At 65.7% G+C, this 26,369-nt stretch carries 25 protein-coding genes and 1 tRNA gene; 8 read left to right on the plus strand and 18 right to left on the minus strand.

Annotated elements, in window-relative coordinates:
• Nucleotides 1–21: 21 nt before the first annotated feature.
• From RFM98_RS28595 to RFM98_RS28645, 11 genes are all read right to left on the minus strand, one after another.
• Entirely contained in the window at nucleotides 22–1,695 is a 1,674-nt protein-coding gene (locus RFM98_RS28595; protein WP_320311910.1) for an FAD-dependent oxidoreductase, read from the minus strand.
• A gap of 88 nt (nucleotides 1,696–1,783) precedes the next feature.
• A complete protein-coding gene (locus RFM98_RS28600; RefSeq protein WP_320311911.1) occupies nucleotides 1,784–2,506 on the minus strand; it encodes a hypothetical protein in 723 nt (240 codons plus the stop codon).
• Between the two features lie 121 nt (nucleotides 2,507–2,627).
• A tRNA-Leu gene (locus RFM98_RS28605) sits at nucleotides 2,628–2,712 on the minus strand.
• Nucleotides 2,713–3,022: 310 nt separating this feature from the next.
• The gene (locus tag RFM98_RS28610; protein ID WP_320311912.1) at nucleotides 3,023–3,643 is read right to left on the minus strand and encodes a 2,3-bisphosphoglycerate-dependent phosphoglycerate mutase; all 621 of its coding nucleotides are present in this window, start codon (nucleotides 3,641–3,643) and stop codon (nucleotides 3,023–3,025) included.
• Nucleotides 3,644–3,732: 89 nt separating this feature from the next.
• Nucleotides 3,733–4,554: a 4-hydroxy-tetrahydrodipicolinate reductase gene (gene dapB, locus RFM98_RS28615; protein WP_320311913.1), complete on the minus strand. Its 822-nt coding sequence runs from the start codon at nucleotides 4,552–4,554 to the stop codon at nucleotides 3,733–3,735.
• Nucleotides 4,551–6,422, minus strand: a complete 1,872-nt coding sequence (locus RFM98_RS28620; RefSeq protein ID WP_320311914.1) for an ABC transporter ATP-binding protein — start codon at nucleotides 6,420–6,422, stop codon at nucleotides 4,551–4,553. The genes dapB and RFM98_RS28620 overlap by 4 nt, the downstream gene beginning before the upstream one ends.
• A 390-nt stretch (nucleotides 6,423–6,812) precedes the next feature.
• Nucleotides 6,813–7,832 carry a glucokinase gene (locus RFM98_RS28625; protein ID WP_320311915.1) on the minus strand — a complete coding sequence of 340 codons (1,020 nt, stop codon included), beginning with the start codon at nucleotides 7,830–7,832 and terminating at the stop codon, nucleotides 6,813–6,815.
• A 155-nt stretch (nucleotides 7,833–7,987) separates the two neighbouring features.
• Nucleotides 7,988–9,070, minus strand: coding sequence for a penicillin-insensitive murein endopeptidase (gene mepA / locus RFM98_RS28630; protein WP_320311916.1), 1,083 nt, complete (start codon nucleotides 9,068–9,070; stop codon nucleotides 7,988–7,990).
• A 137-nt stretch (nucleotides 9,071–9,207) separates the two neighbouring features.
• On the minus strand, nucleotides 9,208–10,110 hold the full coding sequence (locus RFM98_RS28635) for an SDR family oxidoreductase (protein ID WP_320311917.1): 903 nt from the start codon (nucleotides 10,108–10,110) through the stop codon (nucleotides 9,208–9,210).
• Nucleotides 10,111–10,123: 13 nt separating this feature from the next.
• On the minus strand, nucleotides 10,124–11,275 hold the full coding sequence (gene queG / locus RFM98_RS28640) for a tRNA epoxyqueuosine(34) reductase QueG (RefSeq protein WP_320311918.1): 1,152 nt from the start codon (nucleotides 11,273–11,275) through the stop codon (nucleotides 10,124–10,126).
• Nucleotides 11,256–11,948, minus strand: coding sequence for a glutathione S-transferase family protein (locus tag RFM98_RS28645; RefSeq protein WP_320311919.1), 693 nt, complete (start codon nucleotides 11,946–11,948; stop codon nucleotides 11,256–11,258). Before RFM98_RS28645 ends, queG begins: the two co-directional genes overlap by 20 nt.
• A gap of 160 nt (nucleotides 11,949–12,108) precedes the next feature.
• Here RFM98_RS28645 and RFM98_RS28650 point away from each other — a divergent pair, with 160 nt between their 5' ends.
• On the plus strand, nucleotides 12,109–12,915 hold the full coding sequence (locus RFM98_RS28650) for an undecaprenyl-diphosphate phosphatase (RefSeq protein ID WP_320311920.1): 807 nt from the start codon (nucleotides 12,109–12,111) through the stop codon (nucleotides 12,913–12,915).
• A gap of 226 nt (nucleotides 12,916–13,141) precedes the next feature.
• Here the strand turns inward: RFM98_RS28650 and RFM98_RS28655 are convergent, their stop codons facing one another.
• Both RFM98_RS28655 and rsmI read right to left on the minus strand, forming a co-directional pair.
• Nucleotides 13,142–13,522, minus strand: a complete 381-nt coding sequence (locus RFM98_RS28655; protein WP_430682357.1) for a YraN family protein — start codon at nucleotides 13,520–13,522, stop codon at nucleotides 13,142–13,144.
• Nucleotides 13,512–14,441 (minus strand): 16S rRNA (cytidine(1402)-2'-O)-methyltransferase, encoded by a 930-nt coding sequence (rsmI, locus tag RFM98_RS28660; protein WP_430682358.1) that lies wholly within the window; start codon nucleotides 14,439–14,441, stop codon nucleotides 13,512–13,514. Before rsmI ends, RFM98_RS28655 begins: the two co-directional genes overlap by 11 nt.
• A gap of 127 nt (nucleotides 14,442–14,568) precedes the next feature.
• Here rsmI and RFM98_RS28665 point away from each other — a divergent pair, with 127 nt between their 5' ends.
• A complete protein-coding gene (locus tag RFM98_RS28665) occupies nucleotides 14,569–14,757 on the plus strand; it encodes a hypothetical protein (RefSeq protein ID WP_320215815.1) in 189 nt (62 codons plus the stop codon).
• Nucleotides 14,758–14,954: 197 nt separating this feature from the next.
• On the opposite strand, the gene hemW is transcribed toward RFM98_RS28665, so the two are convergent.
• The 4 genes from hemW to rph all read right to left on the minus strand — a co-directional run bounded on the left by hemW (nucleotide 14,955) and on the right by rph (nucleotide 18,121).
• On the minus strand, nucleotides 14,955–16,127 hold the full coding sequence (gene hemW, locus RFM98_RS28670; RefSeq protein ID WP_320311921.1) for a radical SAM family heme chaperone HemW: 1,173 nt from the start codon (nucleotides 16,125–16,127) through the stop codon (nucleotides 14,955–14,957).
• Nucleotides 16,124–16,801, minus strand: coding sequence for an RdgB/HAM1 family non-canonical purine NTP pyrophosphatase (gene rdgB / locus RFM98_RS28675; RefSeq protein WP_320311922.1), 678 nt, complete (start codon nucleotides 16,799–16,801; stop codon nucleotides 16,124–16,126). Before rdgB ends, hemW begins: the two co-directional genes overlap by 4 nt.
• Entirely contained in the window at nucleotides 16,801–17,211 is a 411-nt protein-coding gene (locus tag RFM98_RS28680) for a VOC family protein (RefSeq protein ID WP_320311923.1), read from the minus strand. The genes rdgB and RFM98_RS28680 overlap by 1 nt, the downstream gene beginning before the upstream one ends.
• Nucleotides 17,212–17,404: 193 nt before the next feature.
• On the minus strand, nucleotides 17,405–18,121 hold the full coding sequence (gene rph, locus RFM98_RS28685) for a ribonuclease PH (RefSeq protein ID WP_320311924.1): 717 nt from the start codon (nucleotides 18,119–18,121) through the stop codon (nucleotides 17,405–17,407).
• 234 nt (nucleotides 18,122–18,355) lie between these two features.
• Here rph and hrcA point away from each other — a divergent pair, with 234 nt between their 5' ends.
• The 6 genes from hrcA (at nucleotide 18,356) to RFM98_RS28715 (ending at nucleotide 24,697) form a co-directional block, all read left to right on the plus strand.
• Entirely contained in the window at nucleotides 18,356–19,438 is a 1,083-nt protein-coding gene (hrcA, locus tag RFM98_RS28690) for a heat-inducible transcriptional repressor HrcA (protein ID WP_320215822.1), read from the plus strand.
• Nucleotides 19,439–19,462: 24 nt separating this feature from the next.
• Complete coding sequence (locus RFM98_RS28695; RefSeq protein ID WP_320311925.1) at nucleotides 19,463–19,663, plus strand: hypothetical protein; 201 nt, start codon at nucleotides 19,463–19,465, stop codon at nucleotides 19,661–19,663.
• A 356-nt stretch (nucleotides 19,664–20,019) separates the two neighbouring features.
• Nucleotides 20,020–21,360, plus strand: coding sequence for a PQQ-dependent sugar dehydrogenase (locus RFM98_RS28700; RefSeq protein ID WP_320311926.1), 1,341 nt, complete (start codon nucleotides 20,020–20,022; stop codon nucleotides 21,358–21,360).
• 473 nt (nucleotides 21,361–21,833) lie between these two features.
• Nucleotides 21,834–22,451 (plus strand): LysE family translocator, encoded by a 618-nt coding sequence (locus tag RFM98_RS28705; RefSeq protein ID WP_320311927.1) that lies wholly within the window; start codon nucleotides 21,834–21,836, stop codon nucleotides 22,449–22,451.
• A gap of 187 nt (nucleotides 22,452–22,638) precedes the next feature.
• Nucleotides 22,639–23,619, plus strand: a complete 981-nt coding sequence (gene cysK, locus RFM98_RS28710) for a cysteine synthase A (protein ID WP_320311928.1) — start codon at nucleotides 22,639–22,641, stop codon at nucleotides 23,617–23,619.
• A 454-nt stretch (nucleotides 23,620–24,073) separates the two neighbouring features.
• A complete protein-coding gene (locus RFM98_RS28715) occupies nucleotides 24,074–24,697 on the plus strand; it encodes a glutathione S-transferase family protein (RefSeq protein WP_320311929.1) in 624 nt (207 codons plus the stop codon).
• A 424-nt stretch (nucleotides 24,698–25,121) separates the two neighbouring features.
• Here the strand turns inward: RFM98_RS28715 and RFM98_RS28720 are convergent, their stop codons facing one another.
• Nucleotides 25,122–26,369, minus strand: coding sequence for an RNA polymerase sigma factor (locus tag RFM98_RS28720; RefSeq protein WP_320311930.1), 1,248 nt, complete (start codon nucleotides 26,367–26,369; stop codon nucleotides 25,122–25,124).

A 26,369-nucleotide genomic window follows, 5' to 3' on the forward strand; every position in this document is an offset into this window, starting at 1 on the left:
TCCTTGCCGGTTCGGGCTGATCTATTGGTTCGAGGCGGCGCCGCCGTTCCGCGCCAGATAGGCATGCAGTGCCGCGACCACCTGCGCGCCTTCGCCGACCGCGGCCGCGACCCGCTTGGTCGAGCCGCAGCGCACGTCGCCGATGGCGAACACGCCACCTCGGCTCGTTTCCATCAGCCCTCGTCCCGGCGCCGCGTCCGGTCCGGTGCGCACGAAACCTTTCGCGTCGAGCGCCACGTTGCAATTCGCCAGCCAGTCGGTGTTCGGGTCGGCGCCGATGAACAGGAAGAGGTGGTGGATGGCGCGCGTCGTCTCCTCGCCGGTCGCCCGGTTGCGCCAGCGCAGCCGGTCGAGATTGCCCTCGTGGCCCTCCAGCGCCGCGACCTCGGTCTCGGTCAGCACCTCGATGTTCGGCTGCGCCTTGATGCGCTCGACGAGGTAGCGCGACATGGTGGCGCCGAGGCTGTCGCGGCGCGCCAGCAGCGTCACCTTGCGCACCTGGCTGGCCAGATAGACGGCCGCCTGGCCGGCCGAATTGCCGGCGCCGACCAGCGCCACCTCCTGGTCCTGGCAAAGCCGCGCCTCGATCGGTGAGGCCCAGTAATGCACCGACGTTCCTTCGAACTGCGCCAGATTGGCGATATCGAGGCGGCGGTAGCGCGCCCCGCTGGCAATCACCACGGCGCGCGTGCGCACGCTCTCGCCATCGCCGATGGCGAGCTGGTAGCGGGCACCGTTATCGCCGTCGTCGAGCAGCTTCGCCTCGTCGGGGATCACCATCTCGACGCCGAATTTCTGCGCCTGGTTATAGGCGCGCGCCATCAGCGCCATGCCAGTGATCCCGGTCGGGAAACCGAGATAGTTTTCGATGCGCGCGGAGGCGCCCGCCTGACCGCCGAAGGCGCGGCAGTCGAGCACGATGGTGGACAGCCCTTCCGAGGCTGCATAGACCGCCGCGGCCAGCCCCGCCGGCCCTGCGCCGACGATGGCCACGTCATAGATCTTGTCGGCATCGATAGGACGGAGCAGCCCGACGCAGCGGGCGAGCTCGTTCTCGCCCGGATTGTGCATCAGCTTGCCGTTCGGGCAGAGCACGATCGGCAAGTGATGCGGATCGACATGGAAACGCTCGATCAGTGTCTTGGCGCAAGGGTCGGTGTCGGAATCGAGAGCTCGATGGGGAAGCCCGCTGCGCCGCAAAAAACCCTGAAGCCGCAAGACGTCGCCATTGCCCGGCGGCCCGATGACGACCGGCCCGCTGGCGCCGCTTTCAAGCAGGCCGACGCGGCGCAGGATCAGCGCCCGCATGACGCGCTCGCCAAGATTTGCCTCCTGCACCATCAGGTCGCGCAGCCGCTGCGAGGCGATGACGATGGCCTCGACCGACTCGATCGCCTCGGCATTGACCAGCGACGGCCGGTTCGAAAGCTGTGCCAGCTCGCCGACGAAATTGCCCGCGCCGTAGCTGACGATCGCCTCACGCGGACCGAGCCCGCCGGACTGCGTGATGTCGACCTTGCCCGACAGGATAAGGATCAGCCCGGGCGAAACCGTGCCGGCCGTCACGATGTGCTCGCCGGCGGCATAGGCGCGCTGCTCGCCGAAGCGGCGCATGCGATCGATATCCGCCTCGGTGAGGACGGGAAACATCTGGTCGCGACGGGCGGCGATGGTCGGGCTGACGGAAGGGGCCATGGGGCGGACCGTAGCGCCCGGGGCGGCGGGTTTGAAGCAGTTTGTTGGGAGACTGGCCGGAAGGGGAGGTTGGTCGCTATGCTTTCATCTATCCGAGCGACGTCGCCAGCTTGCGCAGCGCCCCCTGCGGATCATCGGTGATGATGGAGCCATGCGAGACAACGATGCGCTTGAGCGCCGGCTGTTCCGCCCATCGCCTCAATTGCGCTGCGAGTGCCGGCTTGTCGCGGACCATCGTCAGCTTGACCGGCCAGGGTATATGCGGCTCATCACCGGCAAATCTCATCATGCGCAATGCCCAGCCTGCAAAGCCGGCTGCGTCGCGGATATTGCCGACGATATCATTGAGAACGAGCGTCGTGCCGTTTGGTCCGTCAATTTGCAGCGCCGCTTCGCGATCGCGGGTTCCGGGGACGGTGAGGAGCTTGACGTCAGGATCGCCAAAGTCGCCGCGCGCCGCATCGACGTGTACTGCCTTCTCGACGCTGTCGAGCGCACCCGGCGGTGCAATCACCTGAAGGGCGGGATAGCGGTTCTTCCATGGTTTTGCATCGAGCCGGTGATGATCGTTGGGGACGATCAGGAAGGCCGGCTGGCCGAAGGCCTCGATCGCGCGCATCTGTTCGTCGTCGAGCGCGATGGCGCTGAAGATGACGAGCCGTTGGTCGCGCAATCGCACCACGGTCATGCGCCGTTTCATGTTGCCGACGGGCATCGGTATGTCGCCGGTCACCGTCAGAATATTGTCGTCGACGGGAGCGAGCCTGCCATGCGGCAGAACTTTCCATTCCTTGAATGGCTCGGGCATCATGGAACCTCGGGTTGACCGGCAAGATAGGAACGGTTCAACCCGAGACGAGTTGCAGGGCACAAAAAAACCCGGAAAATCCGGGCTTTTTGCTCGTCGCTTCAGATCGTCTGAAACGGGAATTTGGTGCCCAGAAGAGGACTCGAACCTCCACTCCTTGCGGAACACGGACCTGAACCGTGCGCGTCTACCAATTCCGCCATCTGGGCTGGTGCGGGCTCATGTAAGCGGGCAAACGGCGGGTGTCAACGCGGTTTTTTCGTCGGCGTTGGCGCTGCCCCTCATTGCCCTTCCTGCAACGCTGGCGATTGGCGAAATCGGCGCGGGAGCTTCCCTCTCCCCGTCACTATACGGGGAGAGGATGCCGGCAGGCAGGTGAGGGGCAGCGACAACGCTGGTCAGATGGGGTTCCGGGTTCGCTTAGAGCCCGGACGAGTTAGTCGCTGAAGCTGGCGCTGCCCCTCATCGCCCTGCCGGGCACTTCTCCCCGTATAGTGACGGGGAGAAGGAAGCTGCGCCTCACCCCTCCAGCACGTCCTTCGACGCCACGGTGGAATCGGCGTTGAGCTTGTAGATCACCGGCACGCCGGTGCCGAGCTCGAGCTTGACGATCTCTTCGCCCGACTTGCCGTCCAGCGCCATGATCAGCGCGCGCAGCGAATTGCCGTGCGCGGCGACGAGCACGGTCTGCCCGCGCAGCACATGCGGCTGCACATCGTGCAGGTAATAGGGCCACACCCGCGCGCCGGTGTCCTTCAGGCTTTCGCCGCCGGGTGGCGCGATGTCGTAGGAGCGGCGCCAGATATGCACCTGCTCCTCGCCCCATTTCTTGCGCGCGTCATCCTTGTTGAGGCCGGAGAGGTCGCCATAGTCGCGCTCGTTGAGCGCCTGGTCGCGGATCGTCTCAAGGTCGCTCTGGCCGACGACGTCGAGAATGTGCTGGCAGGTCTTCTGCGCCCTGATCAACGCCGAGGTGTAGGCGATGTCGAACTTCAGACCGCGCGCCTTGAGCTTTTCCCCGGCGGCAAGCGCTTCGGCGTTGCCCTGCTCGGTCAGGTCGACATCGCGCCAGCCGGTGAACAGGTTCTTCAGATTCCATTCGCTCTGGCCGTGGCGCACGAGCACGAGAGTTCCCGACATGTCTGCTCCTTCAGGATGGTTGGATTTGAGCAATTCCAGGAAAAGTGTGTAGCGGTTTCCGTCCGGAACTGCGTAAGAAAAAGCCCGCCTCAGCTGAGGCCGAGCACGTCCCGCATGGAATAAAGCCCCGGCTTCTTCGCGCGGGCCCAAAGCGCGGCTTTTACAGCGCCGCGCGCGAAGATCGCCCGGTCCTCGGCATGATGGGAAAGCGTGATGCGTTCGCCGGTGCCGGCAAGGAGGACGCTGTGGTCGCCGACGACGGAGCCGCCGCGCAGCGTCGCGAAGCCGATCGAGCCGGTCTTGCGCACGCCGGTATGGCCGTCGCGCACCCGCACGCTGTTGCCGGAAAGATCGATACCGCGCCCTTTGGCCGCCGCCTGGCCGAGCAGCAGCGCCGTGCCGGACGGCGCGTCGACCTTGTGCCGGTGATGCATTTCCAGGATCTCGATGTCGAAATCGTCGTCGGCGAGCGCCTTCGCGGCCTGCTCGACCAGCACCGCCAGAAGATTGACGCCGAGGCTCATATTACCGGATTTGACGATCGTGGCGTGGCGTGCGGCGGCGGCGATCTTGGCATCGTCGTCGGCCGAGCAGCCTGTGGTGCCGATGACGTGGACGATGCGCGCCTGCGCGGCATAGCCGGCGAATTCGACGCTTGCCGCGGGCGCGGTGAAATCGAGCACGCCGTCGGCCTTGGCGAAGGCCGGCAGCGGATCGTCGACGATCGGCACGTTGATGATGCCGATGCCGGCCAGCTCGCCGGCATCCTTGCCGAGATGGGCCGAGCCCGGCCGCTCGATCGCGGCGGCGACGCGCGCGCCGGGCATGGTGTGGATGGCGCGGATCAGCGTCTGGCCCATGCGGCCGGCTGCACCCACCACCACCAGGCCCATGTCCCCCGCGTCGCTCATGCGCTTCTCCTGACGGTCTTCTTGGCGCGGCTGCGCGGCGCCGGAGTTTGGCCCGAAGTCTGGCTTGCCTTGACGTCGTCGACAAGCCCCAGCCCCTTCTTGCCCTGGATCCGGTGGAAGCGGGCATAGATGCTGTGCGGGTCGGCCATCAGCGAGGCATGCGTGCCTTCCTCGACCAGCCGCCCCTCTTCCAGCACGATGATGTGGTCGGCATTGACGACCGTCGAAAGCCGATGCGCGATCACGATCGTCGTGCGCCCTTCCATGACATGGGTCAGCGCTTCCTGGACGCGCGCCTCGGCCTCGTTGTCGAGCGCCGAGGTCGCCTCGTCGAGCAACAGGATCGGCGCCTGGCGCACGATGGCGCGCGCGATCGACACGCGCTGGCGCTGGCCGCCGGAAAGGGTCGAGCCGCCTTCGCCGACCGGCGTGTCGTAGCCTTCGGGCTGCTGGCGAATGAACTCGTCGGCCGCCGCCTGTTTCGCCGCTTGCTCGATTTCGGCGTCGGTGGCCGACAGCCGGCCGTAGCGGATGTTGTCGCGAATCGTGCCTTCGAACAGATAAGGCGCCTGCGCCACATAGGCGATCGATTGGCGCAGCGAATGCTTGGTCACCTTCGAGATGTCCTGGCCGTCGACTTCGATGCTGCCCTGGTCGACGTCGTAGAAGCGCTGCAACAGCGCCACCATCGTCGACTTGCCGGCGCCCGAGGCGCCGACGATGGCCGTGACCTTGCCGGCCGCGGCGGTGAAGCTCAGGTCCAGCAGCACCGGCATGTCGGCATTGTAGCCGAAGGTCACATTGTTGAAGCGCACCTCGCCGGTGGTGACCTTCGCCTCGCCCGCGTCGGGGGCGTCGCCCTGCTTCGGCTCGAGATCGAGCAGCTCGTAGATCATGCGCGCGTTGACCAGGGCACGTTCCATGCCGACCTGTGTACGCGCCAGGCGTCTTGCCGGGTCGTAGGCCAGGATCAGCGCGGTGATGAAGGAAAACACCGCGCCCGGCGGCTGTCCGAGCACCAGCGCCCGATAGCCGGAATAGGCAAGCACGGCGGTAATGGCGAGGCCGCCCAGAATCTCGGAAATCGGCGACAGCCGCTCCGCGACGCGGGCGATCTTGTTGTTACGCTGCTCGGCCGTGTCGGCCATGATGCCGATGCGGCGCGCCAGCTCGTCCTCCAGGGTGAAGGCCTTGACGATGGCGATGCCTTGCGTGGCCTCCTGCACCGACCCGTTCAGCCGCGAGTTGATGAGCACGGATTCGCGGTTGATCTTGCGCAGGCGGCGGGTGATGTAGATGACGGCCCAGATCAACGGCGGCCCGATCAGCAGCGAGCTGAGCGACAACACCGGATCCTGGTAGATCATCACGCCGACGAGGGCGACGAGCGAGACCGCGTCGCGGCTGATGGAGGTCAGCGTCAGCGACAGCAGGTCGCGGATGCCGCCGACATTCTCGTTGACCTGTGCCGCCAGCCGGCCGGAACGGGTCTCGTTGAAGAAGTTGACGCCGAGCTTCATCAGATGGTCGAAGCTGCGCTTCTGGTAGCGGGCGACCAGATTGTTGCCGATCGTTGCCAGCGCCACTGCCTGGCCGTAGCCGGCGAAGCCGCGCAGCAGGGAGGCGCCCATGAAACCGGCGCAGATCCAGACGATCATGTCGCTGCGCCGTTCGTAGAAGATCTGGTTGATCATCGGGGCCATGATCCACGCCGTGAAGGCGGTGGTGCCGGAAACGATCAGCAGGCATGCGACGGCGACGACATAGGTCCAGCGATATTCCTTGCCGTTTTCGGCCAGGATGCGGCGCAGCACCGCACTGACCTCGGTGGGCTGGACTTTGAGTTTGAGGGAAGTTTGAACAGTCAAATCGGAAGCGCTTTGTGGGTTTTCGGGAGACGGGGCTGCGTTTCGGCACCCCTCTTAGCGCCCCGCCTACGGCTTGCCTATGGCGAAACTTCGTCGCGGATCACTCGCGGCCTGGGGCCCGACCCAAAAGCGCACAGGTTGGAGATTAGCTGAAACACCCATCGCTTCGTCATCCACGGGCGGAGCAAGGAGCGTAGCGACGCGGCGCAGACCCGAGGATCCATGCCGCGACGCACGAGCGCGCTTGCGGTGCAGAATTCTGCTCCGCTGCAACCTTCGATCAAAGTCACGGCATGGATTCCAGGGTCTCCGCGACGGAGCTTCGCTCCTGCTTCGCCCTGGAATGACGAAGCTGGGCCGACTTCAACGGTCCACCGCTGCGCCCCGGCCTCATGCCCTCCAGTGGCGCCCCGCCGTCTGCACGCCGAACAGCGAGGGCGTCCTGGCATAGGCGGCAAGCCCAAGCAGCGCCGCCAGCGGATGGGTAATGACATAGACCGGCATTTCGCGCATCAGCGCGCTGTGCGGCGCCTTGTCCTCGAAGGCGGCGCGGAAATTGCCGGCTTTCAGCGCCGGCACGATTTTTTGCGCGATGCCGCCGGTCAGGAAGACACCGCCGCGGCTCATGAACACCAGCGCCAGGTCGCCGGCGGTGCGGCCGAGGCAGGTGACGAACAGCGCCAGCGCTTCCTCGGCCACCGGGTCGGATTTCGAAAGCGCCGCCGCGGTGACCTCGGCCGGCGTCGTGAAGGGCGCCGGCCTGGCATCGGCCTTGGCCACGGCGCGGTAGACATTGACCAGCCCGCGGCCGCACAGGATCTGCTCGCCGGAGATGCGGCCTTCCAGCTTGTCGATATGCGGAAACACCTCGAAGTCGCGCGACGTGCGTGGGCCGATATCCATATGCCCGCCCTCCCCCGGCACCGGGATCCAGCGATTGAGCGCGTAGATCAGCCCGGCGACGCCGAGCCCGGTTCCGGGGCCGAGCACGACGCGGCCCGCATTGGCTTCCGGGGTGCTGCCGCCGATCTTTTCCATATGCTCTTCGCCCAGCGCCACCACCGCCAGCGCCTGCGCCTCGAAATCGTTGAGCACGACGACCTCGCTCAGGCCCAGATTGGCAAACATCTGGTGCGGCTTGACCACCCAGGGGCAATTGGTGAGACGGATCTCGTCGCCGTCGACCGGGCCCGCCACCGCCAGCACCGCCGAATTCGGCTGGATGGATGAGCGGTCGAGCACCGCCGCCTGGATCGCCTCGTCGATGGTGGCGAAATTGGCGGTCTGGACGATTTGCGGCTCGGTCGCTTCCGAATTGGCGTCGAGCACGATCGAGAAGCGCGCATTGGTGCCGCCAATGTCGCCGATCAGGATCGGAAACCGCAGCGCTGTCTCGTTCTCGCCTGGCATTTTCTCGTTCGACCCCGTTCGGGCTATCTGCCGCTGTTTGTTCGTTGACTAGCGCATGGCCCGGCAAAGGGAAAGCGGCTTCGCTTCAGGCTTGAATTCCAGCCTACCGGGCATTCTCTCCCCTTCAAGCGGGGAGATCACGCGCGGCGATTGCCTCAGTTTCCCGGTCTAGGCCTTGGCAACGGGATGCCGATCTTGGGCGTCGGCGCGAAAGCGCTTGCCGCCGCCGGCAGCGCCGCGTTGCCGCTGGAAATCGTTTCCGCCGGCTCGGTTGGCTGCGGTTCGGCCACGGCGACGGCGGTGGCGTTGCCGCCCTGGTAAGTCACGGCCGCCAGCGACGGCGCATCCGACGCGGCAAGCACCGCCTGGCACTCTCTCGGCAGATTGGCCATCGTCAGCAGGTCGCGCGCCTTGGGCGCATCCGGGTTCTTGTTCGGCCGCCAGGGCTCCTCGGTGAACCACCAGGCGAGCGGCTTGCCGCAGCCGTCGTCCGCGGGCGTCGCCTCTTGGCGCTTGCAATCGGGCGAGCCGGGCTGGCAGCCGATGCGCATATGGAAGTGATAGTCATGGCCCCAGAACGGCCGGATCTTGCGCAGCCAGGAGCGGTCGCCGGTGACGGTGTCGCAAAGCTTCTTCTTGATGCCGGGATTGACCAGGATGCGCTCGACCTCCGGATAGCTCGCCGCGCGTTCGAGCAGCCTGGTGTGCTGCGGCGTCCACAGCGCGTCCTTCACCAGATGCGTCTTTTCGTCGACCATCAGCGTGGCGCTCATCGACTCGCGCTCGGCAAACGTCAGCGGACGCTTCGGCATCGGCGTCAGCCAGATGTCGGCATCCAGTCCGATCTGATGCGAGGCATGGCCGGTCATCATCGGGCCGCCGCGCGGTTGCGAAATGTCGCCGATCAAAAGACCCGGCCAGCCGTCGGCAACGGCGTCGCGCGACAGTTTCTCGATCAGCGAAATCATGGCCGGATGGCCCCAGCGGCGGTTGCGCGAGGGGCGCATCACTTCCCAGGTTGGCCCGTCCATAGGCAAGGCAACGCCGCCGGCGAAGCAGCCCTTGGAGTAGAAGCCGAAGGATTGCGCGGGTACCACCGCCGGCAGTTTCTTGGCGCCGAACAGGTCCTTGGCGCGCGGTTCGGCCGAAATCGCGGCGGCCGCCAGCGCAGCGAGCATCACTACCGCAAGCGCGGCGGTCAGGAACGGTTTCCTGTCGGGCAGCGATCGCAGATTCATCGGGTCGGGTCCCTCTCCAGTGGCGCGACGACATGCTTCGGGTGCGAATCATATCATGCCGTGCACGCCGCTTCGATCACGCGGCTTTAAATCAAGAAGGATGATGTCGTCCGAAAACCGCTTCACACTTTTCGGCATCATCCTTTCATCGGGCTGCGCGGCTCTCCGTCCCGCCAGTTGCCGTCGGCCCACATCCGCTCCAGCGCCACCCGGTAATCCGGGAACCGGAAGCGATAGCCGGCCGCCTTGATCGCCTTGTTGGCGACGCGCTTGTTCTCGCCATAGAAAGAACGTGCCATGGGCGAAAGTTGGGCGGTCTCGAAGGGAATTTCCGGCGGCGGCTCGACGCCCATCAGCCCTGCGGCATAGGCGACGACATCCTGCGGCGGCGCCGGCTCGTCATCGGTGACGTTGAAGATCCCGCCGAGATTGTTTTCGGCCAGAAGCCGGAGCGCGCCGGCGATGTCGTCGCAATGGATGCGGTTGAACACCTGGCCGGGCTTGACCAGCCGCCGTGCCGTGCCGTCCTCGAGGTTGGCCAGCGCGTTGCGGCCTGGCCCGTAGATTCCGGAAAGCCGCAGGATCGCTATCGGTTTGCCGATCTCACGGCCAAGCTTCAGCCATTCCTGTTCGGCCGCCACCCGCATCACCGAGCGCTTCGACACCGGCCGGCACGCGCTGGTCTCGTCCACCCAGGCGCCGCCATGATCGCCATAGACGCCAACGGTGGAGAGATAGCCGATCCACTCCAGCGCCGGCATGTTTGCCTTGAGCGCGTCGCCGGTGACGTTGAGCACCGGGTCACCGGCTTCGTCGGGGGCGACCGAGACGATGAGATGGGTCGTCTTTGCAAGCGCATTGCGCAGGTCCGGTGAAAGCGAACCATCGAATTGCAGGGGCTCGATGCCGGCCGATCTCAGCGCTTCGAACTTTTCCGGCGTCCGGGTCGTCCCGAAGACCGGCGTGCGCTGCCCGTTGGTCCGCGCGAAAGCCTTGCCGGAATAGCCGGCGCCGAAGATGAAGAAGCGTCTTTCGCCCATCAATGAACCCCCATTAATCGGCCTTCACGGAATCGACCGGTGCCGCCAGCCATTCCTCTCGGACCACCGCATCGGTTTCGGTCTTCGAAGCCGCGGCGGCAAGGTCGCCAAATTCGCGATCCGAGAGCAGTCGCGACAGGGCCCAGATTGCCGCACCCCGCACCAGCGGCGAGGCGTCGCCAAGCAGACCACGCACGCTAGGGGCAACCGAAGCGTCGCCTGAATTGCCGGCGGCGATCAGAACGTTGCGGATAAAACGATCGCGGCCGATGCGCTTGATCGGCGAGCCGGAGAACAAAGCGCGGAACGCCGCGTCGTCGAGCGCGAGCAGTTCCGAAAGCGGCGGCTCGCGAAGATCGTCACGCGCGGCAAGCTTTGCCTCGGACGCCGCACGCGCGAACTTGTTCCAAGGGCAGGCGGCGAGGCAATCGTCGCAGCCATAGATGCGGTTGCCGATCTTTTCGCGGAATTCGCGCGGAATCGGCCCCTTGTTCTCGATGGTGAGGTAGGAGATGCAGCGCCGCGCATCGAGCCGGTAAGGCGCGGGGAAAGCATTGGTAGGGCAGATGTCGAGGCAGGCGCGGCAGGAGCCGCAATGGTCGATCTCCGCTCGATCGGGCTCCAGCTCCGCCGTGGTGAAGATCGTGCCGAGGAACAGCCACGAACCATGCGCGCGGCTGACGAGATTGGTGTGCTTGCCCTGCCAGCCGAGCCCGGCCGCCTCCGCCAGCGGTTTTTCCATGACCGGCGCCGTATCGACGAACACCTTCACGTCGCCGCCGGCCCTTGCCACGATCTTGCCGGCGATCTCCTTCAGCCGGCCCTTCATCACGTCGTGATAGTCGCGGTTTTGCGCATAGACCGAGATCGCGCCGCGGTCGCGCTTTGCGAGGATACCGCGCGGATCATGGTCCGGGCCGTAATTCATGGCCAATACGATGATCGAGCGGACCTCCGGCCACAGCGTCGAGGGTTCGGCTCGCCGTTGAACCGTCTCGGCGATCCACTCCATCGAGCCGTGAAAGCCGTCGGAGACGAATTCCGCCAGCCGCGCGGGCGCCAGCGGGATCGCGTCCGGCCGGGTCACGGCGACCGCCTCGAAGCCGGCGCGGCGCGCCTCGGCGTCGATCAGCGTGCGTAGGTTTTCAGAAGTCGAGGTCCGCATAATGCGATACCGGCGACAGGCCCCGCACCCGGTCGGAAAGCAGCGGCCGGAACGACGGCCGCGATTTGACGCGCGTGTACCACTCGCGCGCGGCGGTGTGCTCGCGCCAGTCGATCTCGCCGAGGTAATCGAGCACCGAAAGCGTCGCGGCGGCCGCAAGGTCGGCATAGGTCACCTTGCTGCCGGCCAGCCAATGGCGAGTACCGGCCAGCCAGTTGGTGTATTTCATGTGCTGGCGGATGTTGGCGCGTGCCGCCCGGATCGCCGCCGAGTCCGGCGAGCCGCCGCCGGCGGTTTCCGGCATGACGGGCTTCAGCACGCGCTCGCGCACCAGGTGGCGGGTCACTTCGCCTTCGGCTTTCGCCAGATACCAGTCGGTCAGCCGGCGGATTTCGGCGCGCTGCATCGGGTCCTCGGCGAACAGCCGCTTGTCGCGCTTCAAGACGCCGCGCGTCTCGTCGAGATACTCGGCGATCACCATGGCGCCGACGATCGGCACGTCGCCTTCGGCAAGCAGGATCGGCAACGTGCCGGCCGGGTTCAGCGCCAGGAACTCCTTGCGCCTGGTCCACGGCTTTTCCTCGATCAGCGCCAGCTCCTCGCCATACTCGCCGAAGGCGAGGCGCACGAACCGGCAGGTGGCGAACATGGGATGATGGAAAAGCGTCAGCATGGTTCCGCGATGATAGGGCGCACTGGCGAATCATTACCCGCGCCGGTAAGTCCTGGCGGCCCGTCATGCGGCCGTCACGGTGCTGCGACCTATAGGGGGACTTCCGCGCCGTGACAAGCAAGCCGTTGTCTCCAGCTGTCCCCGAAATCCTGAGGTTGCCATGGAAAGCCAGACCATCGTCGAAGCGCTGCTGCTCGGGCTTTTGGAGGGCCTGACCGAATTCATCCCGGTGTCCTCGACCGGCCACATCCTGCTTGCCGGCCATTTCCTTGGCTTCCATTCCACCGGCAAGGCTTTTGAGATCCTGATCCAGCTCGGCGCGATCCTGGCGATCCTCAGCGTCTATTTCAGCCGTCTGTGGCAGATGCTGATCAAGCTGCCCAGCGATCCGCAGACCCGCCATTTCGTCATCGGCATTCTCATCGCCTTCCTGCCGGCCGCGGTCATCGGCGCGCTGGCGCATGATTTCATCAAGACCATCCTGTTCGAATCGCCGCGACTGATCTGCATCATGCTGATCATCGGCGGCGTGGTGCTGCTTATCGTCGACCGCATCAACTTCAAGCCGCGCTTCCACGACGTTGAGCGCTTCCCGTTGAGCGTTTACCTCAAGATCGGCCTGTTCCAGTGCCTGTCGCTGATCCCCGGCACCTCGCGCTCCGGCTCGACCATCGTCGGCGCGCTGCTGATGGGCGTCGACAAGCGCGCGGCGGCGGAATTCTCCTTCTTCCTCGCCATGCCCACCATGGTCGGCGCCTTCGCCCTCGACCTCTACAAGAACCGCAACGTGCTGACCTCGGCCGACCTGCCGATCATCGCCATCGGCTTCATCGCCGCCTTCGTAACCGCGCTGATCGTGGTGCGCTTCCTGCTCGATTACGTCTCGCGCAACGGCTACTCGCTGTTCGGCTGGTGGCGGCTCGTGGTGGGGATCGCGGGGCTGGTGGCGCTATTCATTTGGGGGTAAGGGCGGGCTTTGCCCGCACCATTCGTCGAGTTCCCGCCAACCCCCCTCTGGCCTGCCGGCCATCTCCCCCGCAAGGGGGGAGATCAGACGTCACCGCGGCTTTCGCCAATTGTCGACGTCGACGAAAGGGTGCGGCGCCTAAGCTGCCAATCTCCCCCCTTGCGGGGGAGATGTCCGGCAGGACAGAGAGGGGTGCTGTCCCGCCGACGTCCCCGAAAGTAACCCCTCAATTCCGCCCATAAAACGCGTTCTCGACATGCACCGGCCAGCGCCAGGGCAGCACAGCCACCATGTCGAAACGCATCGATAGCCTGCCATAGTCCGGCTGGCGCGACAGCCATATGTCCGCGGCGCCCTCGATGCGGCGCTCCGATTCATGGCCGATTGCTTCCATCGCCTCGATCAGCGTGCGGCGCGCCTTGACCTCGACGAACAGCACGAGGTCGCCGCGCCTGGCGATCAGGTCGATCTCGCCAAGCCTGGTGCGGTGGCGGCGGGCGAGGATGCGGTAGCCCTTCAGCATCAGCGCCAGCGCCGCCAGCCATTCGCCGCGATGGCCGCGCCGATAGGCTTTTCGGCGATGGCCGACAGTGCGCTCAGCCACCATCGCCTTCCCTGAGCTCCAACAACCGTCGATAAAGCGCCTGCTTCTGCCCGCCGGTCATTTTCGCCGCTTCGGCAGCCGCCTTCGACGCCGGCATTTCGGCAGCTAGCGACAACAGCAGCCGGTCGATGTCGGCCGGCTGGTCCTCCGCCGCTTCCGGCGGGCCGACGCAGATGACGATCTCGCCTTTCGGCGTGTCGGCGGCCGCATAGTGGTCGGCGAGCTCGGCAAGCGTGCCGGTCCGCATCTCCTCGAATGTCTTGGTCAGCTCGCGGCCGATCGCGGCCTGGCGCTTGCCGCCCAGCGCCTCGGCCATGGCGCCCAGCGCCTCGGCCAGCCGGCGCGGCGATTCGAAGAAGATTAGCGTCGCCGGCACCTGCCTGAAGCTCTCAAGCTTCGTCAGCCTTTGCCCTGCTTTCACCGGCAGGAAACCGGCGAACAGGAAGGCGTCGGAAGGCAGCCCCGACGCGGTCAGCGCGGCAAGTGCTGCCGAAGGTCCCGGGATCGGCACGACACGGATGCCATGCGCCAGCGCCTCGCCGACCAGCCGGTAGCCGGGATCGGAGACCAGCGGCGTGCCGGCGTCCGAAATCAGCGCCACGCTTTGCCCGGCCGCCAGTGCGGCGATCAGCTTCGGCCCGGCCTCACCCGCATTGTGCTCATGATAGGCGGTGGTGCGCCGCCGGATGCCGTAGCGTTCGAGCAGCACGCGCGAGACGCGCGTGTCCTCGCAGGCGACGATGTCGGCGGCGGCCAGCGTCTCCAGCGCGCGCAGCGTGATATCGGCCAGGTTTCCGATCGGCGTCGCCACCAGATAGAGCGCCGGCGCAAGCGGCCGCGCCGCGATCTCGGTTTGTCCAATCACATAGCTGCGTCTGTCGCCGGTCACCGGTTGCCCCTCATAACCGGCCTTGTTTGGCATGGCTGACGCCCCGTTGCAAAACGTGAGGTCGACGTAAGAAAATCGCCATGCCTTTGCCACAGTGCGGAACGAAACCCGCTCAGTCGTATTTCAACCCTGATTCCCCGGGAGGAGGCAGGACCTGACGATGCCCAATCGCTTCGACATTTTTATCAGCCGACTTGAAAGCAAAGCCGCCCGAGAGGGCATCCCCCCACATCCCATCGCCGCTCAGCAAGGCGCCCGCCGCGACAAGGCCGACCAGAAGCAGGTTCGTGACGGCGAGGCGCATGGCGAGAAGACCCGCGGCAAGCACCGCCAGAAGCACGACGCCTGAAATAAGCAGTAGCCTTCGTGATCTCTCGCTTCGTCATTCCAGGGCGGAGCAAGGAGCGAAGCGACGCGCGCAGACCCTGGAATCCATGCCGTTACATCGACGTTCCGCCTGCGGTGCAGATCCTGCTCCGCCGCGCCCTTCGCACAGGTCACGGCATGGATTCTCGGGTCAAGCCCGAGAATGACGAAGGTGCGAGATCACCTTGCCAAGTCCGCGACCACGGCGTCGAGCACGATCATGCCGGCGGTCGTGGCGCGCAGGCGGGCATTGCCGACCGGCGCCACCAGCCCTTCTTCCTGCAGCACGGAAAGCCGCGCGGTCGACAGGCCGCGTCCCGAAAGCGCTTCGTAGCGCTGAAGGTCGATGCCTTCGGCGAGCCTCAGTCCCATCAGCAGGAACTCGTCGGCCTCTTCCGAGCGCGTCAGCACCTCTCCGCCGGTGATGCCATGGCCCCTGGCCTCGACCAGATTGGCCCAGGTCTCCGGCATCTTCTCCGCTATCGTCACCGTGCGGCGTCCGTTCTCGACGAAGCGGCCATGCGCGCCCGGCCCGACGCCGACATATTCGCCATAGCGCCAATAGGTGAGATTGTGCCGGCTTTCCGCGCCCGGCCGCGCGTGGTTGGAAATCTCATAGGCCGGCAGCCCATGCGCCGCCGTCACCTCTTGCGTCAGGGCATAGAGGTCGGCGGCGTGATCGTTGTCGGGCAGCGTGAACTTGTGCGCCGCGTAAAGCGCATGGAAGGGCGTGCCCTCCTCGATGGTGAGCTGGTAGAGCGAAAGGTGGTCGGCGGCATAGGCGATCGCCTGCTCCAGCTCCGCCCCCCAGGCCTCCGGCGTCTGGCCGGGCCGCGCATAGATCAGGTCGAAGGACAGCCGCGGGAAAATCTCGCGCGCTAAGTCGATGGCTTGAAGCGCCTCCTCGACATTGTGCAGCCGGCCGAGGAAGCGCAGGTCCTTGTCGTTCAACGCCTGCACGCCGAGCGAGACGCGGTTGACGCCGGCCGCGCGATAGCCGCGGAAACGCCCGGCCTCGACCGAGGACGGGTTGGCCTCCAGCGTCACCTCGATGCCGGCCGGCACCGTCCAGTTCTTCGCCACGGCCTCCAGCACCGCGCCCACCGTTTCCGGCTTCATCAGCGATGGCGTGCCGCCGCCGAGGAAGATGCTGGTCACCTCGCGCGGCCCGGTGCGGGCGCGCATGGTCGCCAATTCGGTTTCGAAGGCGCGGGCAAAACGCTCCTGGTCGACCGGCTGGTGGCGGACATGGCTGTTGAAGTCGCAGTAAGGGCACTTGGCCGCGCAGAACGGCCAGTGGATATAGACGCCGAAGCCGGGGCTGCGGTCGAGCGGTATGGTCACCGAGCTCATGCGGATCCTGATCGCGCCAAATCCAACCGGGCCAAATCTAATCGCGCTTGCGCGAATTTCTGGAAGGCGCGGGCGCGGTGCGAAAGCGCCGTCGCCTGGCCAGGCTTCCAGCCATGTTTTTCTTCCGCGCTCATCTCGCCAAAAGTCTTGTCGAAACCTTTGGGCAAAAAAACCGGATCGTAGCCGAAGCCAAGCGTGCCGCGCGGCGGCCACACCAGCGTGCCTTCCGCTTCGCCGCGGTAATACTCGGCCTCGCCGTCCGGAAAAGCCAGGCAGATGACGGCGACGAAGCGGCCGGTGCGCTCCGAAGGCTCGGTCGCGCCAGCTTCCTGCAGCGCCGTTTCCGTCTTCTGCATGGCCATGCCGAAATCCCTGCTGCCGTCGGGCTTCTCGGCCCAGTTGGCCGTGTAGACCCCCGGCGCGCCGTCGAGCGCGTCGACGCAAAGCCCGGAATCGTCCGACAGCGCCGGCAGGCCGGTGGCCTTGGCCGCCGCATATGCCTTGATGTAGGCGTTCTCCTCGAAGGTGGTGCCGGTCTCGTCCGGCTCAGGCAGGCCGTAGTCCTTGGCCGACTTCGCCTCGAAGCCGAATGGCGCCATCAGGTCGGCGAATTCGCGCAGCTTGCCCGCATTATGGCTGGCGACGACGATCTTCCGTCCGTTCAGAGAATGCATCAAAAACCCCAGATCCTTGGCTCGGCGAACTCGATCGAATTGCCCGAAGGGTCGCGGATATAGATCGAGTGCCCACCTTGCGGCCATTCGAAATCGCTTTCGATGGCGATGTTGTTTGCCGTCAGATGCCTGCGCCACGCGGCGATTTCGTCGGCGCTTGCGGCAAAGCAGAGATGACCCTCGCCGGCCGTGCCATGCGGCGGCACCTTCAGCCTGGCGTCGGGCGCCGGCGGAATTTTCGTCGCCTCGGCGTTGAACAGAAGCAAGACGCCGCCGCCGCAGCGGAAGAAGACGTGGCGTCCTTCGACCTTGCCCAACGCCTCGAGGCCGATGATGTCGCGATAGAAGGTTTCCGACGCCTGCAAGTCTGTGACGTAGAGGGCTGATTCCAGGATTGCCGAGGGTATCACGAGGCGCCCCCCTCTGGCCTGCCGGGCATCTCCCCCGCAAGGGGGGAGATCAGCAGCGTCGATGCCGCCGCATCCCTTTCAGCGTTGGAGATTGGCGAAGGCCAAGACGATACCCAATCTCCCCCCTTGCGGGGGAGATGGCCGGCAGGCCAGAGGGGGGTGTGAAGGATCGCCGACCTCATCGCATTCAACGTCAGGCCACCGCCATCTGCTGCAAGCTCACCAGCCGCTGAATCCCCTTCTTCGCCAGTCCCATCAGCGAGCCGAACTGCTCCTCGGAAAAAGGCTCGCCTTCCGCCGTGCCCTGGATCTCGACGATGCCGCCCTTGCCGGTCATGACGAAATTGGCGTCGGTGCCGGCGGAGGAATCCTCGAGATAATCGAGATCGATGACCGGCTGGCCGTCATGGATGCCGCAGGAGATCGCCGCGACATGGTCCTTCAGCACCTTGGCGACGCTCACCATCTGGCGCGCCTCCATCCAGCGCAGGCAGTCGTAGAGCGCCACCCAGCCGCCGGTGATCGAGGCGGTGCGGGTGCCGCCGTCGGCCTGGATGACGTCGCAGTCGACGGTGATCTGCTGTTCGCCGAGCGCCTGCAGGTCGACCACGGCGCGCAAGCTCCGGCCGATCAGCCGCTGGATCTCCAGCGTGCGGCCGCCCTGCTTGCCGGCGGATGCCTCGCGCCGCATGCGCTCGCCGGTCGAGCGCGGCAGCATGCCATACTCGGCCGTCACCCAGCCCTTGCCGGAATTGCGCATCCAGGCCGGCACTTTTTCCTCCAGGCTCGCCGTGCACAACACATGCGTGTCGCCGAACTTCACCAGGCACGAGCCTTCGGCGTGCTTGGAGACGCCGCGCTCGAAGGAGATGGCGCGCATTTCGTCGGCTTGGCGTTTGGAGGGGCGCATTCGGCCTGCTTTCTTCTCGTTTTCCGGAATCGTGGCCGGCTTGTAGACGCATGCGACGCAAGTCGCAAAGGAAAACCGGGTCGCAAAGGAAAACGCGGTCGTGAAGAAAACGGGCGGGTGACCGCAAGCGCGGCACCGTGACCGCAAACGCGGCACCGTGACCGCAAACGCGGCACTGGGTTGCGCCGGAGTGGCTTAAGTCTATATCTTTTTAGCAGGAGGTTTCTCGCCGGAATGAACAAGCCAGTCGATCCGACGTCGCAGTCGCCGGTGCTTCAGTCACTCGACATGCGCTCGCGCGACATTTTCCGGCGGATTGTCGAGTCTTATCTGCGTGACGGCGAGCCGGTCGGCTCGCGCAGCCTGTCGCGCATCCTGCCTTCGTCGCTGTCGCCGGCCACCATCCGCAACGTGATGAGCGACCTCGAGCATCTGGGCCTGATCTACGCGCCGCACATCTCCGCCGGCCGCCTGCCGACCCAGACAGGGCTGCGCTTCTTCGTCGATGCCTTCATGGAGCTCGGCGACCTTTCCGACGACGAACGCCGCATCATCGAGGCGCAGGTGCGTGCCTCCGGTTCCGGCGCGACGCTGGAGCATATGCTGACCGAGGCCAGCCAGATGCTGTCCGGCATGTCGCGCGGTGCCGGCCTCGTGCTTGCCTCCAAGAACGAAGTGGCGCTGAAGCACATCGAATTCATCCAGCTCGAACCGACCAAGGCGCTCGCCGTGCTGGTCTCGCAGAACGGCGATGTCGAAAACCGCGTCGTCGACCTGCCCGTCGGCACCACCGTGTCGCAGCTGCATGAGGCCTCGAACTTCCTCAACGCGCATATCCGCGGCCGCACGCTCGCCGAAGCGCGGGCGGAAATCGCCCGCATCAAGGACGAGACCAGGGCGGCGCTCGATACGCTGTCGCAGGATCTGGTCGAGAAAGGTCTCGCGGTCTGGGCGGGTGCCGAAAGCGGCCTGCCGGCGCGCCTCATCGTGCGCGGCCGCGCCAACCTTCTGGAAAATGTCACCGCCCAGGCAGACATCGAATTGCTGCGCCATCTGTTCGAGGACCTGGAAACGCAGGACGGGCTGCTGCAGCTGCTCGACCTCGCCGAGGAAGGGCCAGGCGTGCGCATCTTCATCGGCTCGGAGAACAAGCTGTTTTCGCTGTCCGGATCGTCGCTGGTCGTCGCGCCCTATCGCGACAAGGATGCCCGCGTCATCGGCGCGCTCGGCGTCATCGGCCCGACCAGGCTCAACTACGCCCGCATCGTGCCGATGGTCGACTACACGGCGCAGCTGATTTCACGAATGCTCCGCTAGCACATCAAAAGGGAGGCAAGAAAAATGGCGCTGGAAGCAATCAAGGCCCAGATCGACCTCCTGCTCCAGGAAATGATCAATCAGCCGCAAGACGAGCACGAGATCCAGGAACAGCTGCGCGAGAAGCTGAGGGAACTGCGCGCCATGGGCCTGCCCCTCCCTGCTGATCTCGTCGAATTGGAAAAGCGCCTCGACGACGATCTGGATGCCGAAGAGGCTGACTGATGGGGAGCCGCTGTGAAATCGGCCCCCTCTGTTCAGAGCACCCGTCGATCCTAGTTTCCCAGCAGGGAAATTTGATGGATCGGATGGTGCCGCGTGGGCAGATTGCACGCCGTGGAGAATAGCCGAAACCTCTATCGCTTCGTCATCCACGGGCGGAGCAAGGAGCGTAGCGACGCGGCGCAGACCCGAGGATCCATGCCGTGACGTCAATGCGTTGCTACGGTCCAGAATTCTGTTCCGCTGCGCTCTTCGATCAAGGTAACGGCATGGATTCCAGGGTCTCCGCGACGGAGCTTCGCTCCTGCTTCGCCCTGGAATGACGACGGCGAGCAGGCGCAAAAAGACGGAGAACAGCCATGATGCGGATCGCCGGCCTTGCGGGCCTTGCGCTGGTTCTCGCCGGCGGCGCCTTTGCGCAGCAGGCCGATCACCCCCTGCTCCGCGGCGAAAAGGCCTTCGGCGACTGGAAAGCCGACCGCCCGGGCGTGCGCCGGCTGCTGAAGCCTGAAGATTTGCAGAAACCCTATGTGACGGAGTCCGCTTCAAACGGCGGCGGTGTCACCGATCGCCCTGAGGATGCGAAGCCAAAGCTTCCGCCGGGCTTCTCCGCCGAACTTGTCGTATCGGGCATCGAAAATCCCCGCGTCGTGCGCGTGGCGCCGAATGGCGACCTCTTCGTGGCCGACAGCCGAGCCAATCAGGTCCGCGTCTACCGCGTGGCCGAGGATAGCGCCAAGCCCGGCCAGACGTCGATCTTCGTCAAGGGCCTGACCCGGCCCTACGGCATCGCCTTCTATCCGCCGGGCGACAAGCCGCAATGGGTCTATGTCGCCAACAGCAACAGCGTCGTCCGGTTCCCCTATCGCGACGGCGACCTCGAAGCGTCCGGCAAGCCGGAAACCGTCGTCGCGAAAATCCCGGCCAGCCATCATTGGACCCGCGACATCGCCTTCTCGCGCGACGGCAAGACGCTCTATCTGTCGGTCGGCTCCGGCTCCAACATCGCCGAGGATATGGGCGCAAAGCCGAAGGGCGGTGTCGAGGCGTGGGCGAAATCGCAGCCGCTGGGGGAGGCCTGGGGTCCCGAACAGGGCCGCGCCGCTGTGCTGGCCTTCGATCCCGACGGCAAGAACCGCAGGACCGTCGCCACCGGCCTGCGCAACTGCTCCGGCATGGCTGTGCAGCCCGCGACAGGCGCGCTCTGGTGCGTCGTCAACGAACGCGACGAGCTTGGCGACAACGTCCCCTTCGAATATGCCACTGCCGTCAAGGAGGGCGCCTTCTATGGCTGGCCCTGGTACTATATCGGCGACAATGAGGACCCGCGCCACAAGGGCGCGCGCCCGGACCTCGCCGGCAAGGTCACGATGCCCGACGTGCTGATCCAGGCGCATTCGGCGCCGCTCAACATTGCCTTCTACGACGGCGGCAATTTCCCTGCCGAGTATCGGGGTGACGCCTTCGTCACCCTGCACGGCTCATGGAACCGCGATGTCCGCACCGGCTACAAGCTCGTGCGGCTGAAGTTCAAAGACGGCAAGCCGACCGGCGAATACGAGGACTTCGCCACCGGCTTCGTCATTTCCGACGACGCGGTCTGGGGCCGGCCGGTCGGCATCGCGGTGGCCCGGGATGGCGCGCTGATCCTCACCGAGGACGGCAACGGCACCATCTGGCGCATTGCGTATGGTGGGTAGCCCTCGAAAGAGGATCTTGGAAGTTGCCCTTGTCGAAAGGCGAAGGCATTCGTCGCTCATTTCCGTGAAATCAGCGCAAACGCTGGCGATTGGCGCAAGCCCCTCAACCTCGTCATTCCAGGGCGGAGCAGCCGCGAAGCGGCGTCGCGGAGACCCTGGAATCCATTCCGTGACCTGAGCCGTGGAATGCAGCGGAGCAGAATTCTGCACCGCAGCAGCGCTCGGAAGTCACGGAATGGATCCTCGGGTCTGCGCGCGTCGCTTCGCTCCTTGCTCCGCCCGTGGATGACGAGGCTGGGCCGTTCCAACCAATCTCTAAGGCGCGCGCCTGCCAAATGCCCCTGCCGGGAACACTCCCCGGGCAAACTGGCGCAACGAATCCCACGGTGAGGGAATTACCGTCGACCCGGCATCATGATAGTAGCCGTGCCTCCACATCGGTCCCGTTGGGGATCACACGCCAGGCTTGAACCATGACACTCACCGGATTCCTCGCTTACAGCGCCGCCCTCGGCGTCGCCGCCGCCATTCCAGGTCCGGGCGTCACGGCGCTTGTCGCCCGCGCGCTCGGCTCCGGCTTCCGCTCCTCGCTCGCCATGTCGTTCGGCCTGATGCTCGGCGACCTCACTTATCTCACCGCCGTGGTGCTCGGGCTCGCCTTTGTAGCCCAGACCTTCGGCATGGTCTTTCTTGCCGTCAAATGGGCCGGTGTCGGCTATCTCGCCTTTCTTGCCTGGCGCTTCTGGACCAGCGGCATCACGCCCGAGACCGTCGAGGCGCGGAAGGCCAAGGGCGGACTGATATCGAGCTTCATCGCCGGGCTGACCGTCACGCTCGGCAATCCGAAGACGATGATCTTCTATCTCGCCATCACGCCGACCATCGTCGACCTGAAGACGATCACGCTTGCCGACTACGCCATCCTGGCGATGCTTACCGTGGTGGTGCTGTTCGTGGTGCTGGTGCCCTACCTGGCTTTAGCCGCCAAGGCGCGCTGGTTCCTGAAATCGCCGCGCGCGCTGAAGCTGTTGAACCGCACCGCCGCCGGCTTCATGATGGGCGCGGCGGCCGCTATTGCGGCCCGGCAGTAAGCGCCGATCTCAGCAGCTGTTTATTTGAGCCAAACCATTCCTGAAACTCGCCGCGGCGGAAAATGCGTTTCCGGTCTCGGGCGGTTTTGAGCAACCGCCCCACTCGGATATTTTCGAACCTCAGCCTATCTTGCGCGGCTGAAAGCCCTATTCTGTTTGCCTGTGCCATTGCCTTGGGAGCGAACCAATGAACAAGCCCGTCACCTCCGCGCGCGTCCCCGGCCGCGGCCGCATCTTCAACTCGATCACCGAGACGATTGGCGACACGCCGCTGGTCAGGCTGGACAAGTTCGCCAGGGAGAAGGGCATCGTCGCCAATCTCATGGCCAAGCTCGAATTCTTCAATCCGATCTCTTCTGTCAAGGACCGCATCGGCGTCGCCATGATCGAGGCGCTGGAGGAGGCCGGCAAGATCTCGCCCGGCAAGACCACTTTGATCGAGCCGACCTCGGGCAATACCGGCATCGCGCTCGCTTTCGCCGCCGCCGCCAAGGGCTACAAGCTGATCCTGACCATGCCGGAGACCATGTCGGTCGAGCGCCGCAAGATGCTGGCGCTGCTCGGCGCCGAGCTGGTGCTGACCGAGGGGCCGAAAGGCATGAAGGGCGCCATCGCCAAGGCCGACGAGCTCGCCGCGACGCTGCCCAACGCCATCATCCCGCAGCAGTTCGAAAACCCGGCCAATCCCGAAATCCACCGCCGCACGACGGCCGAGGAGATCTGGAACGACACCAGTGGCGAGGTCGATATCTTCGTTGCCGGCATCGGCACCGGCGGCACCATCACCGGCGTCGGCCAGGTGCTGAAGAAGCGCAAGCCTTCGCTGCAGGTCGTCGCGGTCGAGCCGGAGGCCTCGCCGGTGCTGTCGGGCGGCCAGCCCGGCCCACACAAGATCCAGGGCATCGGCGCGGGGTTCGCGCCGAAAATCCTCGATACGTCGGTCTATGACGAGGTCGTCAGGGTTTCGAACGAGGATTCGGTCGCCAATGCCCGTCTCGTCGCCCGACTCGAAGGCGTTCCCGTCGGCATCTCGTCGGGCGCAGCGCTGCAGGCCGCGATCGTCGTCGGCTCGCGGCCCGAGAACAAGGGCAAGAACCTCGTCGTCATCATCCCCTCCTTCGCCGAGCGCTATCTCTCGACCATCCTGTTCGACGGGCTGGGCGCGTAGAGCGATCATACCCCTCGGAGAGTGGCCTCAGCAGCCCTCACCGTCGTCATCCCAGGGCGAAGCAGGAGCGAAGCGACGCGCGTAGACCCTGGGATCCATGCCGTGACCGTGGCCAACGAGTGCCACGGTCCAGAATGGATACCGTCTGTCGCCACATCTTGCCGAGATAACGGAGCTGCTGTCGACAGAAAGACCCGCAAGGCTTGTGACGTGGAGACGTCACGGCATGGATACTCGGGTCTGCGCGCGTCGCTTCGCTCCTTGCTGCGCCCGTGGATGACGAAGTCGGGTACGCCACAGCCAATCTCAAGGGCTTGCGAACAAGCGGCCGGGCTTGATCCTGGCTGGACCGCTGAAAAAACGCCTCTGGCGCCCGTCGTTTCGCTTGAGCGAGATGCGGCTTCGATCCAAACCTCTCTAGCCGGGCCTCGATCGGCCGGCGGGAGGATTTTGCATGTACAAGCTCTATACGCGCCCAGGCAGCGGCGGCTTCGTCGTCGAGGCGGCGCTTGCCATGGCCGGCGTGCCCTTCGAACAGATCGACGTGCCGAAGAAAGATCCGCCCGATCCGGCCTTCCTCGCCATCAGCCCGCTGAACCAGGTGCCGGCGCTGACGCTGCCGAACGGCCATTCGCTGACGGAATCGGCGGCCATCTGCATCCTGCTTGCCGAGCGTCACCCGGAAGCGCGTCTCGCGCCGGAAGCGGGCTCGCCCGGCCGCGCCGACTTCCTGCGCTGGATGGCCTTCATGTCGTCGGTGCTCTATCCGGCGATCCTGCGGCTCTATTACGCGCACCGCTACACCGCCGATGGCGAAGGCCTGCAGCCGGTGAAGAAGGCGGCGGTCGCCGAGATGGATCGCGGCTTTGCCATTCTCGACCAGGCGCTGGCCGGCCGTGATTGGCTGGCCGGCGAGACGCTCTCGCTAGCCGACATCTACCTCGTGATGCTTGTGGCCTGGCATCCTGATGTCGAGAAAGCACGCAGCGCCTGGCCAAACATCGAGCGCCTGTGGGCGAGGCTGCGTCAGAATGAGCTCATGCGCAAACTGAATGCATCCCACGAGATGTGGCCTTGAAAGTGCGCGGCGGTTGAGCTCGGCGATTTCGCCCGGGCCTTCCGTCCGGAATTGCGTAAAACAAGCAACTGGTTCCGCGGCACAGGAATCTTGGCCGGTCGGCTAAGTTTGCGCTGGCAGGTTGCATGCATTGGAGATTGGCCGAAACGGCCATCGCGATCGTCATCCACGGGCGGAGCAAGGAGCGAAGCGACGCGCGCAGACCCGAGGATCCATGCCGTGACTTCGACGCGCCGCAATGGTCCAGAATTCTGCTCCGCCGTGTTCTACGATCAAGGTAACGGCATGGATCCCAGGGGCTCCGCGACGCCGCTTCGCGGCTGCTGCGCCCAGGGATGACGAGGTTGCGGAGGCTCTAGCCAATCTCCAGCGTTTGCGCTGATTTCACGGAAATTAGAAGAGTTAGAGCATTCTATTAAATGCTCTAACTCCTGGTAAGCTTCGCCTTCTCACCTTGCAGGAAACGCCGCAGCGCGGGGTCGCGCTCGAGGCCGATCGCCTGGTCGTAGGAGGCGGCGGCCTGCTTCCTGTTGCCGAGCCTGGCCAACAGGCCGGCGCGTGCGGCCCAGTAGGGCTGGTAGTCTTGCAGCCGCTTGTCGTCGCCGAGCACGTAAAGCGCCGCCAGTCCCGCCGGGGCGCCCTCGGTTTCGGCGATCGCCACCGCGCGGTTGATCGCCACCACCGGTGAGCCCGCAACGGAGAGCAGCGCGTCGTAAAGCTGGCGGATGGCCACCCAGTCGGTACCGCTGCCACGCCGTCGCGCGGTGTGGGCGGACTGCACGGCCGCCTCCAGCTGGTAGCGGCCGATGATTTTTCTTTGCGCGGCGCGCGCCAGCAAGGCTTCCGCCTCGTCGATCAGGCTGTCGTCCCAGAGCGCGATATCCTGCTCGGCAAGCGGCACGAAGTCCCCTTCCGGGCCGCGCCTCGCCGAGCGGCGCGCCTCGGCGAAAAGCATCAGCGCCAGCAGTCCGAGCGCCTCCGGCTCGTCCGGCATCAGCGAGGCGACCAGCCGTCCAAGCCAGATGCCTTCGGTGGCGAGGTTGCGCCGCCTGGTATCGGTGCCGGTCGCATCCGCCCAGCCTTCGGCGAAAGTGGCGTAGATCGCTTCCAGCACCGCGCCAAGCCGGTCGCCGAGCTCCGCCTGCTCCGGCACGCGGAACGGGATCCCGGTCTCGCGGATGCGCGCCTTGGCCCGCACCAGCCGCTGCCCCATCGTCGCCGGCGAAACCAGGAAGGCCGAGGCGATCGTCGCGGCGTCGAAACCGAGGGTCGTCTGCAGGATCAGCGGCGCGCGCACGCTCGATTCGATCGCCGGATGGGCGCAGGCAAACATCAGCCGCAGCCGGTCGTCAGGCAGGTCCTCGCCGCTCATGCGCGCCTCCATCTCTTCCGCAATCAGCTGCAGATGATCGCGGGCGGCCTCGCCGGTCAGCCGCCGCCGCACCGCGTCCACGTCGCGCCGCCGCGCCACCGAGAGCAGCCAGGCCTCCGGCTGCGCCGGCACGCCGGTCCGCGGCCAGCGTTCGAGCGCGGCGGCGAAGGCATCGGCCAGCGCGTCCTCGGCGCCGGCGACGTCGCGCGTGCGGGCCGCCAGCCAGGCGACCAGCTTGCCGTAGCTGCGCCGGGCGGCCGCCTCGGCCGCCGCCCGCGCGATCTCGGAGCGATCGTCCAT

The sequence above is a fragment of the Mesorhizobium australafricanum genome, assembly GCF_033977265.1.
Taxonomy (GTDB): domain Bacteria; phylum Pseudomonadota; class Alphaproteobacteria; order Rhizobiales; family Rhizobiaceae; genus Mesorhizobium; species Mesorhizobium australafricanum.

Bases quoted from the DNA above. Each gene is read 5' to 3' on its own strand.
- RFM98_RS28595 (WP_320311910.1), bottom strand. From the start codon at position 1,695: ATGGCCCCTTCCGTCAGCCCGACCATCGCCGCCCGTCGCGACCAGATG.
- RFM98_RS28600 (WP_320311911.1), bottom strand. From the start codon at position 2,506: ATGATGCCCGAGCCATTCAAGGAATGGAAAGTTCTGCCGCATGGCAGG.
- RFM98_RS28610 (WP_320311912.1), bottom strand. From the start codon at position 3,643: ATGTCGGGAACTCTCGTGCTCGTGCGCCACGGCCAGAGCGAATGGAAT.
- dapB (WP_320311913.1), bottom strand. From the start codon at position 4,554: ATGAGCGACGCGGGGGACATGGGCCTGGTGGTGGTGGGTGCAGCCGGC.
- RFM98_RS28625 (WP_320311915.1), bottom strand. From the start codon at position 7,832: ATGCCAGGCGAGAACGAGACAGCGCTGCGGTTTCCGATCCTGATCGGC.
- mepA (WP_320311916.1), bottom strand. From the start codon at position 9,070: ATGAATCTGCGATCGCTGCCCGACAGGAAACCGTTCCTGACCGCCGCG.
- RFM98_RS28635 (WP_320311917.1), bottom strand. From the start codon at position 10,110: ATGGGCGAAAGACGCTTCTTCATCTTCGGCGCCGGCTATTCCGGCAAG.
- queG (WP_320311918.1), bottom strand. From the start codon at position 11,275: ATGCGGACCTCGACTTCTGAAAACCTACGCACGCTGATCGACGCCGAG.
- RFM98_RS28645 (WP_320311919.1), bottom strand. From the start codon at position 11,948: ATGCTGACGCTTTTCCATCATCCCATGTTCGCCACCTGCCGGTTCGTG.
- RFM98_RS28650 (WP_320311920.1), top strand. From the start codon at position 12,109: ATGGAAAGCCAGACCATCGTCGAAGCGCTGCTGCTCGGGCTTTTGGAG.
- RFM98_RS28655 (WP_430682357.1), bottom strand. From the start codon at position 13,522: ATGGTGGCTGAGCGCACTGTCGGCCATCGCCGAAAAGCCTATCGGCGC.
- rsmI (WP_430682358.1), bottom strand. From the start codon at position 14,441: ATGCCAAACAAGGCCGGTTATGAGGGGCAACCGGTGACCGGCGACAGA.
- RFM98_RS28665 (WP_320215815.1), top strand. From the start codon at position 14,569: ATGCCCAATCGCTTCGACATTTTTATCAGCCGACTTGAAAGCAAAGCC.
- hemW (WP_320311921.1), bottom strand. From the start codon at position 16,127: ATGAGCTCGGTGACCATACCGCTCGACCGCAGCCCCGGCTTCGGCGTC.
- rdgB (WP_320311922.1), bottom strand. From the start codon at position 16,801: ATGCATTCTCTGAACGGACGGAAGATCGTCGTCGCCAGCCATAATGCG.
- rph (WP_320311924.1), bottom strand. From the start codon at position 18,121: ATGCGCCCCTCCAAACGCCAAGCCGACGAAATGCGCGCCATCTCCTTC.
- hrcA (WP_320215822.1), top strand. From the start codon at position 18,356: ATGAACAAGCCAGTCGATCCGACGTCGCAGTCGCCGGTGCTTCAGTCA.
- RFM98_RS28695 (WP_320311925.1), top strand. From the start codon at position 19,463: ATGGCGCTGGAAGCAATCAAGGCCCAGATCGACCTCCTGCTCCAGGAA.
- RFM98_RS28700 (WP_320311926.1), top strand. From the start codon at position 20,020: ATGATGCGGATCGCCGGCCTTGCGGGCCTTGCGCTGGTTCTCGCCGGC.
- RFM98_RS28705 (WP_320311927.1), top strand. From the start codon at position 21,834: ATGACACTCACCGGATTCCTCGCTTACAGCGCCGCCCTCGGCGTCGCC.
- cysK (WP_320311928.1), top strand. From the start codon at position 22,639: ATGAACAAGCCCGTCACCTCCGCGCGCGTCCCCGGCCGCGGCCGCATC.
- RFM98_RS28715 (WP_320311929.1), top strand. From the start codon at position 24,074: ATGTACAAGCTCTATACGCGCCCAGGCAGCGGCGGCTTCGTCGTCGAG.
- RFM98_RS28720 (WP_320311930.1), bottom strand. From the start codon at position 26,369: ATGGACGATCGCTCCGAGATCGCGCGGGCGGCGGCCGAGGCGGCCGCC.